The sequence below is a fragment of the Sphingomonas sp. DMC6 genome (assembly GCF_056314225.1).
Window position 1 is genome coordinate 1 of sequence record NZ_JBQUYT010000006.1, and the last position, 15,552, is coordinate 15,552.

The 15,552-nt window shown below is 68.1% G+C and carries 17 protein-coding genes and 1 pseudogene; 5 read left to right on the forward strand and 13 right to left on the reverse strand.

Features of this window, described 5'->3' with window-relative positions; genetic code table 11:
* A pseudogene (locus ACT53M_RS14395) lies at positions 1–101 on the forward strand (IS5/IS1182 family transposase); the annotation flags it as partial.
* Between the two features lie 192 nt (positions 102–293).
* Here ACT53M_RS14395 and ACT53M_RS14400 read toward each other — a convergent pair.
* From ACT53M_RS14400 to ACT53M_RS14435, 8 genes are all read right to left on the reverse strand, one after another.
* Positions 294–2,282 (reverse strand): hypothetical protein, encoded by a 1,989-nt coding sequence (locus ACT53M_RS14400; RefSeq protein WP_476234184.1) that lies wholly within the window; start codon positions 2,280–2,282, stop codon positions 294–296.
* Positions 2,283–2,401: 119 nt separating this feature from the next.
* On the reverse strand, positions 2,402–3,727 hold the full coding sequence (locus tag ACT53M_RS14405; protein WP_476234185.1) for a DNA cytosine methyltransferase: 1,326 nt from the start codon (positions 3,725–3,727) through the stop codon (positions 2,402–2,404).
* A gap of 490 nt (positions 3,728–4,217) precedes the next feature.
* Positions 4,218–6,182, reverse strand: a complete 1,965-nt coding sequence (rlxS, locus tag ACT53M_RS14410; RefSeq protein WP_476234186.1) for a relaxase/mobilization nuclease RlxS — start codon at positions 6,180–6,182, stop codon at positions 4,218–4,220.
* Between the two features lie 266 nt (positions 6,183–6,448).
* Complete coding sequence (locus tag ACT53M_RS14415) at positions 6,449–6,820, reverse strand: hypothetical protein (RefSeq protein ID WP_476234187.1); 372 nt, start codon at positions 6,818–6,820, stop codon at positions 6,449–6,451.
* Positions 6,821–7,041: 221 nt separating this feature from the next.
* On the reverse strand, positions 7,042–7,653 hold the full coding sequence (locus ACT53M_RS14420) for a lytic transglycosylase domain-containing protein (RefSeq protein ID WP_476234188.1): 612 nt from the start codon (positions 7,651–7,653) through the stop codon (positions 7,042–7,044).
* On the reverse strand, positions 7,641–8,225 hold the full coding sequence (locus ACT53M_RS14425; RefSeq protein WP_476234190.1) for a S26 family signal peptidase: 585 nt from the start codon (positions 8,223–8,225) through the stop codon (positions 7,641–7,643). The genes ACT53M_RS14420 and ACT53M_RS14425 overlap by 13 nt, the downstream gene beginning before the upstream one ends.
* Complete coding sequence (locus tag ACT53M_RS14430) at positions 8,212–8,451, reverse strand: helix-turn-helix domain-containing protein (protein ID WP_476234191.1); 240 nt, start codon at positions 8,449–8,451, stop codon at positions 8,212–8,214. Before ACT53M_RS14430 ends, ACT53M_RS14425 begins: the two co-directional genes overlap by 14 nt.
* A gap of 168 nt (positions 8,452–8,619) precedes the next feature.
* A complete protein-coding gene (locus ACT53M_RS14435) occupies positions 8,620–8,919 on the reverse strand; it encodes a DUF736 domain-containing protein (RefSeq protein WP_476234192.1) in 300 nt (99 codons plus the stop codon).
* Positions 8,920–9,250: 331 nt separating this feature from the next.
* Between ACT53M_RS14435 and ACT53M_RS14440 the strand changes: the two genes are divergently transcribed.
* Both ACT53M_RS14440 and ACT53M_RS14445 read left to right on the forward strand, forming a co-directional pair.
* Positions 9,251–9,730, forward strand: a complete 480-nt coding sequence (locus ACT53M_RS14440; protein ID WP_476234193.1) for a YbaK/EbsC family protein — start codon at positions 9,251–9,253, stop codon at positions 9,728–9,730.
* 4 nt (positions 9,731–9,734) lie between these two features.
* On the forward strand, positions 9,735–10,145 hold the full coding sequence (locus tag ACT53M_RS14445; RefSeq protein ID WP_476234195.1) for an NUDIX hydrolase: 411 nt from the start codon (positions 9,735–9,737) through the stop codon (positions 10,143–10,145).
* An 18-nt stretch (positions 10,146–10,163) separates the two neighbouring features.
* Here ACT53M_RS14445 and ACT53M_RS14450 read toward each other — a convergent pair whose 3' ends face one another.
* From ACT53M_RS14450 to ACT53M_RS14465, 4 genes are all read right to left on the reverse strand, one after another.
* The gene (locus ACT53M_RS14450; RefSeq protein WP_476234196.1) at positions 10,164–10,529 is read right to left on the reverse strand and encodes an NIPSNAP family protein; all 366 of its coding nucleotides are present in this window, start codon (positions 10,527–10,529) and stop codon (positions 10,164–10,166) included.
* Positions 10,530–10,678: 149 nt separating this feature from the next.
* On the reverse strand, positions 10,679–12,436 hold the full coding sequence (locus tag ACT53M_RS14455) for a ParB/RepB/Spo0J family partition protein (protein ID WP_476234198.1): 1,758 nt from the start codon (positions 12,434–12,436) through the stop codon (positions 10,679–10,681).
* A 91-nt stretch (positions 12,437–12,527) separates the two neighbouring features.
* Positions 12,528–12,956 (reverse strand): DUF2958 domain-containing protein, encoded by a 429-nt coding sequence (locus ACT53M_RS14460; RefSeq protein WP_476234199.1) that lies wholly within the window; start codon positions 12,954–12,956, stop codon positions 12,528–12,530.
* The gene (locus tag ACT53M_RS14465) at positions 12,953–13,924 is read right to left on the reverse strand and encodes an ArdC family protein (RefSeq protein ID WP_476234200.1); all 972 of its coding nucleotides are present in this window, start codon (positions 13,922–13,924) and stop codon (positions 12,953–12,955) included. Before ACT53M_RS14465 ends, ACT53M_RS14460 begins: the two co-directional genes overlap by 4 nt.
* 336 nt (positions 13,925–14,260) lie before the next feature.
* On the opposite strand from ACT53M_RS14465, the gene ACT53M_RS14470 reads away from it, so the two are divergent.
* Together ACT53M_RS14470 and ACT53M_RS14475 are read left to right on the forward strand one after the other, a co-directional pair.
* Complete coding sequence (locus ACT53M_RS14470) at positions 14,261–14,617, forward strand: ParD-like family protein (RefSeq protein WP_476234202.1); 357 nt, start codon at positions 14,261–14,263, stop codon at positions 14,615–14,617.
* Positions 14,614–15,201 (forward strand): ATPase, encoded by a 588-nt coding sequence (locus ACT53M_RS14475; protein WP_476234204.1) that lies wholly within the window; start codon positions 14,614–14,616, stop codon positions 15,199–15,201. The genes ACT53M_RS14470 and ACT53M_RS14475 overlap by 4 nt, the downstream gene beginning before the upstream one ends.
* On the opposite strand, the gene ACT53M_RS14480 is transcribed toward ACT53M_RS14475, so the two are convergent.
* Positions 15,198–15,545 carry a DNA -binding domain-containing protein gene (locus ACT53M_RS14480; RefSeq protein ID WP_476234206.1) on the reverse strand — a complete coding sequence of 116 codons (348 nt, stop codon included), beginning with the start codon at positions 15,543–15,545 and terminating at the stop codon, positions 15,198–15,200. The genes ACT53M_RS14475 and ACT53M_RS14480 overlap by 4 nt on opposite strands.
* Between the last annotated feature and the right edge of the window lie 7 nt (positions 15,546–15,552).

The window sequence follows — 15,552 nt, forward strand, 5'->3', positions numbered from 1 at the left end:
GCGTCGCCACCCGATACGACAAGCTCGCGGCCAACTTCCTTGCAATGGTCCAGCTTGCCTCAATGCGGCTGTGGCTCAGGGCTTATGAGTCTACGGCCTAATTGCCCGGTCTAGCTCCCGGCCACGTTGCGGGACCGTGCGCTCGGCGGCGTCGTCAAAGCCAATGACGCGATAGAGCGAGGAGAGGATGACCTCGGAGCTTGCATACTCCGGCGCCGGCGACATCGCGAGGCGAGCCTTGGAATAAGCGTCGTGGGAGTTCGCCCAGGGTGAATCGCGGAACTGCGCGAGGGTCATCGGCGCCCGCCGTCGCGCAAGAGACCAAAGCCGTCGCGTCGTTGCTGGACGGCAATCCCGCCCGCCCCGAGCCTGATCTCGGCGCGGGGGAGTACGATCGCGTCGCGGACGATCGGGCCGCCTAGTCGCGCGCCGGTCGTATCCAGGAGTGCGAGAACGGATCGCGGCAGGGATGCAACCGACATGCCCCGGTCGACTTCCTTGACAGCCTTGAACAGGTCGTATGTCAGCGCGATCTTCTGGGCTGAGGCGCCATCGCCGACCTCAAGGAACTGAAGCGGCGATTTCGGCCTACCATCGCTGGACATGCTGGCAGGCTGGACATGTCGCCGCTGGACAACCAGCGTTGCCCGGCGGGTTGGAGGCGGCATCGGCTGCCCGAACGTCGTGGTGAGCGAGACTTCAAAATCCTGGTTGTTGTTGAGCAGCCGCTCGACCTCGCGTGCTACCTCGAACACGCCGTCGCCCCGCCCATCCTCGACGACGTGCTGAAACTCGCCGAGGACCTCTGCATCGAGGACGGTGGCGGTGCGGGCTCCGATGCTCCTGCGGACCAGCCGGCAGGCGAAGTCGCGCACCAGCCGCTGGACGCGGGTCGCCACAGCAGGCTTCTTGCGCCGGACCTGCTGCCGTGAGAGCAGCTGGTCGAGCTCCGACAGTCGGCCGAGAAGGTCCGCCTCGATTCCGGACAGCACGCGGGACTTCCGGACATAGTCCAGTCCCTCGGCGACTGACCGGCTGAAACGCGTGTCCAGGTCGCGCAGCAGGTAGGTCGTGCCTCGCGTCGCCTGCGCCTCGCTCTCCGGGCTCGCGATCGCCGGGTCAAGGAGGAGGTCGAAACCCTCGAGCAGCCCAGAGATCATGGCCGGCAGGTATGGTGCCCGGCGCGAGGACAGGAACCATTGCAGTCCCATCGCGGTGTTGTTGTCCTTGATCCCAAGCTCACCAATGTCGCGCAAGAGGGCGGGACCCGCCTCCTTGTCCCAGCCGTGGAACAAGGCGTGCTGGTATTGAGCCGCAACCAGCCTGAAGATCGCCGTTGAGCTGTCCTTCCGCGGACGGGCGCCAGCGGATGCCTCCTGATCGAGCCGGGCTAGACTCGCTGCCCATGCGCATGGCGAGGCGTCCTCGGGCGCTTCATCCTGGTGCCCGGCAAGGAGGTACGAGACGAGGGAGAACAGGTCGCGAAAGCTCCAGCGCTTGCCGCTCCCGATCTCGAACCAGCGCAGGCTCTGGAGGAGTGCGGTCTCGTGGCGCTCGCGCGCCAGCAGGGCGCGGCTCGTACAAAATGGGCACGACGAGCCTGCGGGGCAGCTATCGGCCTCGGGCCACATCTGGGCGTCGAGCGCCTTCCGAAAGATCTCGATCGCTGGTGCCGGGTCGCCGCCCTCCGTGCCCGCGAGGAGCGACTCCATGTCCATCGGCCAGACCGCGACCGCCGGGTAGTCAGCCAGCGGCCAGCACGCGGGGGCGTCGGGGGCAAGGCTGACCGCCTGACTGATGCACTCCAGTAGTTGACGCGCTTCGGCGGCGCCGGTCTCGATCGCCTCAATCAAGGCGTCGTCGAGCACGCCCCGGTTAACGCAGCACAGGTAGAGTCCACCAGCGCCTGGCTGCATCACTTCATTGAGTTCCCGGAGAAGCAGGCTCGCGTGGGTAAGGCCGGTCGAGCCAGCGATGACGGATGCATCCTGCACGATCGACAGCGGAAGGGCTCGCCTGGGCGACGCAAGCTCGCCGACATCGATCGAGATCGTCCTCGGTACCTTGCCGGCGTCGGGCATGAACGCCGTTTCCAGCGCGGACAACAGCTTGCCGTCGCACCGAAGCGCGTCGTCGAGCCAGGTCATCGTCGTCTCGATGGCTTCGGTCTTCCCGTTCCCCGGCCCGCCGACCAGCAGCACGATCCGCGGCGTCCCCTCCTTTGCAGCCCCGATGTCGGCGCACCATTGTTGCAACCGCGCAAGGAGGTTCGTCCGGAACACGGTGGCGCCGGGCCGACCGCTATTCTCGTCAAAAAGGCGACGGACGCCGCCCGAGCGGTTCCCCGCCCACCTAAGCAGCTGCGCCGGGAACGGCGCCTCGGTGGCCCCATCCTCCACGCCTACCTCGACGCCGCCAGGGGAGGACGCGACGATGCCTGGCCGAAGACCTTCTGTGTTAGCTCGATCTCGGCAAGTGCCTTTCCGAGCGCGCTACCGATCGCGCGGGCAAGATAGGGCGGGACGGCATTCCCGACCTGCGTATACCGGGGGCACTCCTTGGTGCGACGATCCCCGCCGGTCGTGTACTTGCCCTTGAACTGGAACCAGTCCGGGAAGGACTGGAGTCGTGCGCTCTCCCGCACCGTCAGGATGCGCGGCTCGGAATAGTGGAGGACATCGTCCGGGAGGGTCGTGATCGTCGGCGCCGGGCTGGCGTCCGACATCGGGTAGATCCGGTGCTTCTTGAGCCCGTAGCTGCGGCGGGACTCGTCGTTCATACGGACGCCCTTCCGGCACTCCGCGAGAATGCGCGCGAAGCGCTCCCTTACGTCGTCGCGGTGTCTCGCAAGCCGCATGCTGTCCGGCACCGCGTCGCCGTCCCCCCGCATCAATTCCTGGTAGCGCGAGCGGGCCTCGGACCGGCTCGCCTCCATGAAGCCGCGGGCTGATTCCGGATCCTCGCACGGCCGCAGCGGGGCGCGCATGGTCTCCAGGTCCGAGATTGCATCCGCCGCGGACACCTCGTCGCCGAGGCCAAGTTCCGCGAGCTGCGAGGCGCGTTCCTCCTCGAGAAGCGCGAAGACCCGCGCTATGCCGCCGTCGAGCCACTGAGACAGTTCCCTGCTCACGCCGATCGCGATCAAGCGCGAGCGTCGCTGCGGCACGCCAAACCGCGACGCATCGACCAAGATGGCTTCGACGTCATAGTCGATGCCGTCCAGACTTTCCGCGAGCTTGTCGTAGAAGGAGCGCTTCTTGGGCGCCGGCCCAAACGGGATCTCCACGACGTTCGCGCGGCGATGGACGACCCGCATCCCCGGCACGTTCTCCAGGATCAGCGCGGCTGGCCGGATTGCATCGACTGCCTCGACGTATTTCTCAAAGAGCCGGTTGCGTGGATCGTCTTCCACCCGGCGTCCTGCAAAGCTGAACCCCTGGCACGGCGGTCCGCCCGCAAGGACATCCACCTTCCCCCGCAGTTGCTGCAACCGGTTGGCATGCTGATCGAGAAGCTCGTCAATTCCCCACGCCCGCTGGTCAAGCCATTCGGGCCACTCGAACCCGTAGCTTGACGCAGCGGCATCGGAGACGAAGTTGGCGGCGAAAGTGTCGAAAGCCATGGGATCTCGCTCGATGGCGAAGAGGCCTCGCATGCCAGCCATCGATAGGCCAAGCGACAAGCCCCCGCATCCAGAAAATAAGTCTACGAACCTACGCGCCTTCATTCGAACTACTCATCCAATCCTGCCCGTGACTTAGCGGGCAAGGCAGAACGAGGTGCCGGGCTTCGTTCTTCTTGGGTCCGATTAATGGCAACCTACCCCCGCGCGTCGCGGGAGCATAGCAACAAATATAGTGCGCCGCTATCGTGATCGTCGCCGGAACGGAAGGTTCTAGCCGTGCTGGGGCGGTCGCACCATTCAAAGTGCCAGCACGCGCTGCGCGGGTGCTTTTTGCCTACTTCCTCGACCACGGATATGCGCCGACGGTGTCACCCGCGTTTCGTTGTCTGGGACCGTGCCGTCGAGCCAGTCCAATATCCGGCGACGCTCGATGATCGCGCCATGGTGCTCCTGCTAGCGGGTGACCGCGGGTTTGGCCGCGACCGTGATGATCCTGAACGCGAGACTGTAATCGCGATCGCGTGGAAGAGGCGGTGAGAGCCGTCGGCAGTAGCGCGGACGTTGTGGAGAATTCCTCAAGGGTTAGCTCTACCTAGCTGATCGCGGGACCGGCCCTGCCGCGACCGAACTGCCAGCTGATGCCGTCGGCCTGCAAGATTCCGGAGGCCGTTTTGCCGACATGGCGCTCGAGCATGTCGCGCCACGGAACCAACGTAAAATCGCGCGACCGCTCGACCAAAGCATAGGTGCCGCTTTCAAGGTCGACACGCCGAGCGATCACGCCCTCGACGCGCTGGCCCATCCGGGCCGGCTCGAACCGCTTGCCCAGCTGCCCGGCGAACCGCCTGCCGGCGTTCTCCTGCTCGCGCCGCCGCAGGATTTCCATGGCGCCGCTGCGCAACCGAAAATCTTGGCCGTGGCCATCGGCCAATTGCTGCTCGATGAGCCACTGGCGGCGGACCACCAATGCCGTTCGCACCTCGCGGCCGAAACCGCCATCGCGCATAGCATTGGGCGCACCCCTCCCGAGCTCCCGGTCGAGCCAGGTCGGCGCTTCCTTTGCCGCCAGTTCGGCGACCGGCGTCGGCGACAGAATGGCGAGGGTCACCGGCAGGTCCCGTTGCTGCCTTTGGGCGAAGGCTTCCGCGCGGGCGAGATGGTCGTGCGGAATGGACCAACTGCCGTCGGCCTGCGGCTCCGGTCCCGCGCCAGCGCGCCGCATCGCTTCGAGCCTTCGCACATGGCTTGCCGCGAACGCCTCGCTCGCGTTCGCATCGTGCCGCAAATGAAGGTCGACCGAATAGCGCCCGCCGTTGACGCGAGCGACGGCATCGACCGTGCGGTCCGCCTGGCTCGCTTCGGCCTTGGTCGGGTCGATCCGCACGGTCGCATTCTCGGGTAGCGAGATGGTCGCGCTGCCACGTCCGATGTCGACATAATGGACCCGGCCATCGATGCCGTCGATCATCACATAGTGGCGGTCGCGGTGCTCGTCGGAAAAGCCCCGCTGGATCAGCCGCCCGACGATGGGTTCGCGCAGGTCGGTCGCGACCACCTGCTCCACCCCGGCGCGGTCGAGCCGACGCGCGGTTAGCTCGCGTTGCATGAGGCGGATGATGTCGCCCCGCTCGCCCATCCGGCGCAGGGTGTCCTCCAGCCCGTCGGCGAGGCGGTAGCGGCCGCTGCCGATGTCGTCGGCGAGATCCATTGCTTTCAGCTTGCGTAGTCGGCCTGCCGCGATCGACTGCTGGAAGGGATCGTTATCGGCCGGCGAGACTTCGCGCTGGCTATCCATCCGCCGCAGCAGGCGCCGGTCGATCGCGGTCAGGCGCTCCTGGTCGACATCGTGGCGGAGACGCGCTTCGATTTCCCTGTCGGTGCGCGGGCCAAGGTCGAGCGTCACCAACTCGGAGGCGCGCTCGCGCAGGCCATGCGAAATATATTCGCGCGCGATGATGAGGTTGTCGCCGCGATCGTCGACCCCACGCAGCACGATATGGGTGTGCGGGCGCTCGGTGTTGAAGTGGTCGACGGCGACCCAATCGAGCCTGGTGCCCAGGTCCTGCTCGACCTGCGTCATGAGGCGACGGACATAGGGCTTGAGGTCGGGATATTCGGCACCGTCCTCGGCCGAGACGATGAAGCGAAACTGGTGACGGTCGCCAGATGTCCGCCTGAGGAAATCGTCGCCGTCGGCCCGGTCGGTCTCCGGACCATAGAGTTCGCCCGGCAGGCCTTCGCGGGTCACGCCGTCGCGCTGGATGTAGCGCATGTGAGCGCGGGCGACCTGACCAGCCTTGCCCTGGAGCCGGATCAGGCTCGCCTTCACCACTGCACGGCGACCACGAAATCCGGCCAGCCGATCGCGGCTGGAAAGCAACCGCCCGATGCTCGCGCCGCGCCCAATACGGCTGCCATCGAACCGGCGCGACCGGACGCCTGTCTTGGAGCCGGCGAGTCTCGCTGCAGCGAGGATGCGCCCACCATATTTTCGCGTGAGCTTGGAGTCCTTGCCTGCCTTCCCGCCGAGCTTCGGGGTAAACTCATCGTCAGGCATGGCGATGATCCTGCATCTCGTGATTTCGGCGAAGGAATGGCGGTATTCCTGCGTTCCCGACCGGCATGTCTCGCGCCTGTGATCGCCTGTCTCGCAGGAAAAGGATGTGCAGACAATTACTTGGGCAGGGTCGAGAGACACTGCCTTTATCTTGTTTCCCCTTTCCTTCCTCTCCGACCACCCTGCCCCGCCCGTCCTGGCGCGACAAAAAAGCCGGGACACGATGCCGATGTGGCACCGCGTCCCGGCATGAATTGACCGGAAGCTCAGGCATCCGCGAACGCCGCCATGGCCGCCCGTCGATGCCAGAAGCTACGCTTGCCCAGCATCCCGTGCGGGTTTCCGTCGCCATCGACGATCATCATCGCGACGTACCAGCGACCCGCCAGCCGCCCGACGATCCGGACCCGGTCCAGCTCGACATCCGCTTCGCTGTCCGCGCCTTCATACGACCCGATCCAGCGCTCCTGGTCACGCGCTTCCCAGAGAAACTCGGCCTCCTCGGCATCCAGGAACCGATGTGCCAAAGCCTCGCCGGCCTCATGGCCGAACTCGCGCTCCAGCCCCGCAACCAGCGCCGCCAACACGCGATCCTGGGCAGCGCCCGACGCTGCCGAAAATGAATGTACCATCGCCATGACCGTCTCCTTCGCTTCTGTTCTCCTGATCGAGAACATCGCCTCGAAGACGGGTGGCGGAGCGGCTGTCAGGGCCGCTGGAGCGCCAGCGGAAGCGCCGCGAAGCGGACGTGGGGGGAACCGATTTTCGAAGAAAATTGGGGGGCACCCGCGGGCCTTGAGAGCCGCTTCGCCACCCGTCATGCTCGGACTTTCGAGACGAACCCCTCCCCCGCTCTCGGTCATGGGACGACCTTCCGGACTGCGAAAAGCATGCTCGGGGCCATGTCCTTCCGCTCCGGGAAAGGGGAGACAGCGCCCTTCCGCCCCACCACGAACAGCCCCGGTCCCCGGGCGGCTTGCCGGCTCGGTGAAGGGACCAGCACCGCATCGCCCGTGACCGCCGCCAGATAGACAAGGGTTTCGCGCGGCAGCGATCGCCTGCCCGCCAGATACGCCGCATAGGCGCCCGGCCCGGCATTATAGGCGCCGAACAAGCCGGGATAACCAAAGCGATCGTACATGAGCCGCAGGTAGAGGGCACCCGCCAGGATGTTGTCGCGGGGATCGTCGGGGTCGTTGCCCAGGGCCAGCCGCGCGCGCATCTCCGCCCAGGTGGCGGGCATCAGCTGCATCAACCCGATGGCCCCAGCCCGGCTGCGGATTTGTCGGCCACCGAGCATGGTGCGTCCGCCGCTTTCAGCCCGCATCACGCGTTCGATCCAGGGGGCCGGGATGCCGAACCGTGCCGATGCTTCCGCGATAAACGGGCGCCACTGCTCGACCGGATCGGCCTGTGCCGGGGTGGCGAGGAGCAGCAGCGACGCGGCCGCAACCGCCCTCAGCGCCGCCATAGCAATGTCGCCTTCCCGATCACGTGCGCGCCCTCGGTCGGGCCGAAATAGCGTCCGTCGAACGACGCCGGAGTGCCCGGCATCAGCAGGAACAACTGGCCCTGCCGCAGCCGGATGCAGCCATGCCACCAAGGCAAAGGACGACCTGCAGCATCGGCGCTGCGGCGTTCGGCAATGGGCCTGCCGTTGACGCGGACATGGGCACCGACGGCACAGACCTGGTCGCCCGCCACCGCTGAGACCTGCTTCACCAGCGGCACGTTGGCAGGCAGATAGCGGCGCCGGGCGGCGAGCATCCGCCAACGCTCGGGCAACCGCGCGACGACCATGTCGCCGGCCTGGATCGAAGCGCCGGCCTCCACCGCATAGAGCCCGATCGGCGCGCTGGCGCTCGCGTTCCAGACCAGCCGCGGGCTCGGGGGGACGGCAATCGTCAGTACCAGCAGGCTGGTGCCGAGGCCGACCGCGGCGGCCCGCCAGCCCAGGCGCCGCGGCACTTGTCCCCGCGCGGGAGGCCGGTCGCTCCAGGCGAGCAGCGGCAGTTCGCCGGGCGGTTTCTCACGCCGAGCCATGGCCGTCGCCGCGAACCGACTGGGCGTCCGACCACGCTCCCAGGTCGTCGATATGATATTGGATCAGCTGGCTGTGGCGGCGAAAGGTAGGGCCCTTGCCGTCGCGCCGCAACTGCTTGAGCAGCCGCGTCGAGATCTTGAGATAGGCCGCCGCCTGGTCGGTATTGAGGTAGGGCGAGCCGCGCTTGGCGCGGTTCGCGCGCGCGATGTCGTCGTCGATGTCCATCCGCCACTCCCGTCGCATCGAGCCGGCGGCGGGACTGCCGTCGCTCGCGCCTGGGATGGCTGCCGAAGCGCGGGCTGCGGAGTGTCGGAATCGACCTGCATCGGTTCGACACCCCGCTACCCCGCAAGGATCGAAGCCCCCCGCGCGTGGCGCGAGGGGTGGTCGATGTCAGCGCGACCAGATGAGCTTGTATTCGCCGTCGTCGCCCTGGGTCAGGGTCGCGTAGATCGGCGAGGGGAAGGACGGATCGTCGAGCTTGAGGCTGAGATATTCCGCGCCGGTCTCGCGCGCCGCCTTGGTCCAGCCAGCGCCGAATTCGACGCCGCCGGCATTGACGCGGTGGTCGGGGGCCTTGTCGTGCTCACGCTCGACGGGGCGGATGCTCGCCTTGACGCGGAGCGTGAGGGTGCGGATCTCGCCGGTGTAGATGCCGTTTTCGCCGCGGGTGAAGCTGCCGATCTGTGCCATGGTGATGTCTCCTGATGCGTGTCTCGATGCCGCCCCATGCGGCCTCGATGGCAGGCGACCAGGCGATGGGCGGACGACGCGCACCGGAAGGCCGCAGCGCCAGCGAAGGACGGCCAAAGCCGGCTTTCTTGGTCCGCGAGGAGCCCGCCAGGGCGGGGAAGAAAGTCGGCGACGCCGTTGCGCGGCCCCGGCCGGACAGCGCCAGACCTGCCAGCAAGAGAGGCCATTGGGGCGGTCGCGACCGACATCGGAAGGCCACCGACGATCGGAAGCGCTTCGCGGCGACACTGCGCATTGGGCATCGCGGATTGCTGAGCTATCGCTACGCTCGATGAGCCATGAATCCGTTCTCGCCGACCTCGCCCTGCGTGCGCCCGACCTGGCCGTCATCACGGTCGAACAGAGCACGGCGACCGTCGCCGAAGCCGCGATCGCGCTGGATGTCGTGCCCGGCCAGATCGCCAAGACGCTCGCGCTTCGCGTGGGGGACCAGGTCGCGCTGCTGGTGACGCGCGGCGACACGCGGCTCGACAATCGCAAGACCAAGGCAGCGCTCGGGGGACGACCGCGGATGCTGGATGCTGCGGAAACGCTGGCGGTGACCAGCCATCCGATCGGCGGCGTCTGCCCGTTCGGATTGCCCGCAGCGCTGCCGATCTACTGCGATCAGAGCCTCAAGGCGTTCGCGGTCGTTTATCCGGCGGCCGGCTCGCGCAACACGTCGGTCGCGCTGTCGCCGGATCGGCTTGCAGCGATCGTCGGCGCCGCGTGGATCGATTCCTGCAGCCTTCCCGAGCCGACGGTCGGCTGAGCGCATGGCAGACGCAGCGTCCAGGACGATTCGCATCGCCGCCGCCCTGATCGACGACGGCGACGGACGGCTGCTGCTCGTGCGGAAGGCGGGGTCGCGGTGGTTCATGCAGGCGGGCGGCAAGATCGAGGGACAGGAAAGCGCGCTGGCCGCGCTCCGGCGCGAACTGGCCGAGGAGATCGGGCTGGCGCTGCGCGCGCGGGATGCAACCTATCTCGGCCGATTCTCGGCGCCGGCCGCCAATGAGGCCGACACGATCGTCGAGGCGGAGCTCTTCCATCTCCGTGTCCGACACGCGCCGATCGTGCAGGCGGAAATCGCGGAAGCGGTCTGGATCGGTATCGCGGAGGCAGCCCATTTGCCGCTCGCGCCGCTGACCCGCGATGTCGTGCTGCCGCTGGCGGAGACGCTCTGATCGCCTTGCGCTCCGCCCCTACAATGCGCCCGAAAGCGGCTGGAGAAAGAGGCGCTCATAGCTTTGGTAGGGGGGGTCAGCGAAGCGCGCGATGACCTCGGCGGCTTCGGGATCTTGCGGCAGCTCGGTGCGATAGCGGCGATAGGCCGCGTCGTCCGGAAAGCCGAACAGCGCGACGGCAATGTCACCCTCACCCTGCCGCCCCTTGCCGGGGAAGCTGATCGTCGTGTCGCTGGGCGCCTCCCGCGGCAGAAAGAAGCCGTAATGGGTTCCGCCGAACCGCTCGATCAGGCGCACCCAGGCGCGGCCATACTCCTCGAATTCGGCGAGCCGTTCGGGGTCGAGCCGATACCGCACTTCGCAGACGATCGCGGTGGTTTGCATGCGCCCTGTCCTTTCCGTGAAGCTCTTCGGCAGACTACGCCCGGAACACGGCGCGACGCAAAAATGCCGCGTGGCGCGCCCTCGGGCGACGGCACGCGGCCGAAATCTCGGGGCCGGCTGCGGGCGAACCGAAGTCCACCCGCCTCCGATCACGCCGCCTGCTGCAGCGGTGCAGGCGCGGTGTCGGGGTCCGGCTCGGGGGCCTGCGCGGACTCGGCCGGATCACGCGCACCAACGGCGTCGTTCCCGCCTCGGCCGGTATAAGCGGACGCCGGAAAGCCCAGCCATCTCGGCACCCAGCGCTCGACCTTTTGGCGCCCGTCGGCTCCGTCCAGATGATCGCGAATGATGCGCTTGAGGACCTTGGTCTTCTCGGCCGCGTTGGCGGCGGCGACCGTCTCGCCCGCCACCTCGGCGACGATCCGGAGGAGCACCTCGCGGTCACGGATCAGGTCGAAAAAGGCGGTGTCCGCCTTCCACCAGTCGGCCATGTCGACGCCGAGATGGACGCCTAGCCCCGCGACGACGGCGCTGCCGCTCGCCAGCGTCTCGCCCATGACGATGGTCAGGATTTCCATGACGACCGCGTCGGGCAGGTCGACCAGCCGCAGGAAGAGCGCGGGCACGCCGCCCTCATGGCCGCTGCCACTGGTCACGATCGGCTCGTCGGGTGCAAGGCCGAGCACGGCCAGCACGGCGCATCGGCGCTCCTCGAACAGCGCCTCGGCGGGGCACGTCTCGACGCTCTCGCGGACCGCGTCGTTGCGCGTCGCCTGCGGTTCGGGCGACACCCGCCAAAGATGCGAGCCGCTAATGGCATGGGCGACCATCAGCCGCAGCGCGACGCCGGGATGGCCGAGCAACGCGGCGCGGACGGCGGCATGGCGATGCAGGTCGAGATAGGTCTGCATGGTCGACGTCACTTCCGGACGGGGCGCCCTGGCGGGTTCCGACGCTTCGCCGCGCGCGCGGCGGCGCGCTTCCCTGGCCGACAGATAGCCCTCGTGGAAGGTCACCTCGCCGCTCGCCCGGACATCGACATAGACCCGTCCGCCTTTGCGCTTGGGTGTCTTCCCATACTCCCAGCTATGAAAGTGCTCCGAAGGCGGCACGACCACGACATCGCTCCAGCCCTGTTCCAGATAGGCTGTGCGGCGCGCCTCGATCGCCGCATTCTGCGCAGCCCAGAAGGCATCGGGATCGGCAAAATAGCGGTCCTCGCCGAACAGGTCGGCGACGATCGCGCCGCCGAACGCATCGAGGTCGAACAGCGCAAAGCGTGCGGCAATCGACTGGCCGCCGAACAGCCATGCCTTCAGCTGGTGACCGGTCGGAGCATAGCCCTCGGGGTCGTCGAACAGCGCCAGCCAGCTGCGCTGCTGGTGCTTGCTGGCGAGCGTCAGGTGGCGGATCGTCGTGCGGTCGATCTTCTCGGCGGCATAGAGCTGGCGGATGCGCGGCAGCAGGTTGCCGAGTGCCAGCACCCGCGCGATGGTGAGGTCAGGCAGCCCGAAGGTGGCGGCGATATCGGACACGTCGCGGCCCTGCCGGACCAGCCGGGTAAAGGTTTCCCATTGGGTGACTTCGTCGGCGTCGAGGCGGGACAGGTTCTCGATCATCGAGGCCTCGATGGCGGCGGCATCGTCGGTATCGGCGAGGATGCGGCAGGGCAAAGGCTCGGGCTCGCCGGTTTCGGCGGCGACGATCCGGGCAGCGTGGAAGCGCCGCGCGCCCGCGACGATCTCGAACCGCCCGGCCTCGGCGGCCGGGCGCACGAGCAGGGTCTGGATGATGCCCCGCTTGCGGACGGTGGGCAGCAGGTCGGCCACGTCGGGGGCCTTCTTGCTGTAGCGCATGTTGGTCTTGCTGACGGACAGCTTGTCCTGGTCGATGAACATCAGGGTCATGGTCGTACTCCTTGCGAGCGCCGGTCCGCCTTTCGTTTCGATGGGACGGACCGGGCTGTCGGGGATGGCGGCGAAGCGCGCCGCCGGCGCTTCAACCGCCATTCGGCGGAAGCTCGGGGTCCGGCGCTTGCCCACCGCGCACGGCACGGCGCAGCAGCGTTTCGGCCCAGATGATCGACCCGGCGCGCCGCGCCCACTCGGCCCAGTCGGAGAGCGGGACCAGACCTTCGAAGCCGAGGTCGCGCTCGATGCGGAGGCTGAAGGGAAGCCGGATCGCGGCGATCTCGGAGAGGCTGAAACTACCGAGTTCCGGGCAGCCAAAGCCAAGGTCGGCAAGGCCGAACAGCGTGTCGCCGTCTTCGTCGAGCTCGGTCGCCAACCAGGTCGCGGCGCCCAGCGGGTTGAACAGCTTGACGAGCGGCACCGGGTCGGGCTCCGGCAGCCCCTCGCGCCGGGCAGTCCGGCGGGCGATGTCGTTGGCGCGCAGCGCCGCGCGAAGGTCGGGGGTGAGGAGGATCATGCCGCCGCCCTCCCCGCTTCGCGGACGGCCTCGGCCTCGCGGTGGCGGGCGAGCAGCCAGTCCGCAGCCTTGCTGGCAGCGCTCGCCGCCCGGAAGATCGCGCGATGGTCCTCGCGCAGCACTTCCAGCCAGCTGCCGATATAGTCGGCATGCCGCACGGTCGGCACAATGCCGAGGGCGGCACAAAGGAACGCCGATCCCATCTCGGCGACGAGTTCCTCACGGGCATAGTCCTTGCTGCCGAAGGCGTTGGTCAGGTCGCGGCCCAGCCGCTTGGCATGGCCGGTGGCATGGGTGAGTTCGTGCAGGCAGGTGCGGTAATAGTTGACCTGTTCGAAGAAGGCGGGCTGCGGCGGCACCTGCACGAAGTCGTGCGAGGGCACGTAGAAGGCGCGATCCCCGCCGACGCGGAACTCGACGCCCGAGGCGGCGATCACTTCCTCGGCGACCGGCACGATCTCGCCCTCGGGCAAGGGCGCAGGGTCGCAGGCCAGCCCTGCGCGCAGGCCCTCGCACTGGGCGACGTTGAAGACGGTGAAGCGCTTGAGGAACGGTACCGCCTTGGCGTCGTCGCCGTCGCGGGCGGCACGCGCGCGCTCGGCCTCGGGGGTGAAGCGATCGGCATAGACGACGCACTGCCCGCGCTCGCCCTTGCGGACGCAGCCGCCTGCCTCCAGCGCCTGCCGGAAGGTCAGCCAGGATTGCGAGGGCCAGCCCTGTTCGATGACCGCACCCCAGAGGATCAGGACATTGACGCCGGAATAGCTGCGGCCGGTCAGCGCATTGCGCGGCAGGCCGGGCCCGATCCCGCCGGTCCTGCCCCATGGCTGGACCCAGGGCAGTCGCCCGGCTTCGAGTTCGGCGACGATCCGCGCGGTTACTTCGTCATAGAGATTGGCTCGGGTCGCAGGCTGGCGATCCTCGCAGGCACCGCGCGAGCGGGCAGATCGGCTGGTGGCTTGGCGCATCGGTTCCTCCTCGCCGCCCCAAAAGGCACCATGCCTCCCCGCAAAGGCGGGGTGTGGGCGGCAGCAGCGACCCAGAGGCCCGGCGCCAGGGGCCGGGGGCACCGAAGGGCGAAGCGCAGCGGAGCACCCCGGAGCGCCAGCGGAGGGGTTGCCGCCGGCCACGCCGGGCCTAGCCGGGCGCGCCGTCCTCCCCCGCCGTGCCGGGAGAGGCACGGACAAGCCGCCGCGCGGGGAGCGCGGCGTCCACAGCCATCGCCGCGGTGCGCCGCCAGCGGCGTGCACCGATCGCTTGAAACCGAGGTAGCAAATTGCTACCTATAGACGTGGAGGTGCGGGATGGCCCAGTCGATCAAGCTTGGCGACGACCTGATGAAGATCGTGCGCCGTGAATCCGAGCTGCAGAGCCGGTCGCTGGCCGGGCAGATCGCCCATTGGGTCCGGATCGGGCGCGCGATCGAGAAGTCGGGCAATTTCGACCATGCCCGCATCACCGCAGCGCTTGCCGGCGGGATCGAGACGTCCGCGCTCACCGACGAGGAAAAGGACGTCTGGCTCGACGGGTTCGTCGAGAAGATGGGCCAGGCGAGCCCCGAGGAAGAGGCGTTCTTCGCCCAGCGTCGCCAGCTTGGCCTCGGCGTCGGGCTCGATGAAGGCGGCAACCTCGTGCACGAGAAGCCCGGCCGCAAGGCATGAAGCCGACGATGATCGTGCTTGCCGGACCGAATGGCGCCGGCAAGTCTACGCTCTATGCCACGCGCGTCGCGCCGAGCTTCGCAGGTCCGTTCATCAACGCCGACCTGATCCAGCGCGACGAACTGCGCGATCCCTCGCCAGCAGCCTCCTATGAAGCCGCGCGGATCGCGACGGCTCGGCGTGCCGACCATCTCGCCCGGGCCCAGGACTTCGTGACCGAGACGGTCTTCTCGCACCGGTCGAAGCTCGACCTGATCGACGAGGCGAAGGCGCGCGGCTTTACCGTGGTGCTGATGCATGTCGGGGTCGAGACGCCAGAGCTCTCGGTGGCGCGCGTCGGCGCGCGGGTGGAGGAAGGCGGGCATGTCGTGCCCGACGACAAGATCCGCGCGCGCTATGCCCGCGGGGCACCGCTGATCCGGGAGGCCGCGCTCCGGTCCGATCGCGCGATGGTGTTCGACAATTCCACGCTCAACCGGCCTCCCAGCCACTGCCTGACCTTTGCGAACGGGCGGCTGGTGTTCGCCCTCCCCCATTTGCCCGCCTGGGTCCGCGCGGTGTACGCGGCGGACCTTCAACTTTAGCGCGCGCCGGGAGCCCGATCGTCGCGCGAACTAGCGCCGGTGCCGAACAGCGCACGCCAGCCGCCGGCTGCCATGCGCGCCGCTTCGTCAGCTCGCCGGCGGACGCGCGACAGCAGGAAGTCGGACCGGCCCTTCCATTCGTCGCGGACCAGGTCTGCACCGTAGAGCGCTGACGCCATCTCGCGATAGGTGGCGCCCGCCGCCACTGCGTCGCCGACGCGCAGCGCCTCGATCCTCCGCCCCATGCCCGGCTCGGGCGGGTGCAATTTCGGGGAGAAGCGTCCGGTGCGCCATAGCTCCAGCATGCGCCGCAGGGTCAGGACATGGGCATCGACGCGGGTCATGCCCGAG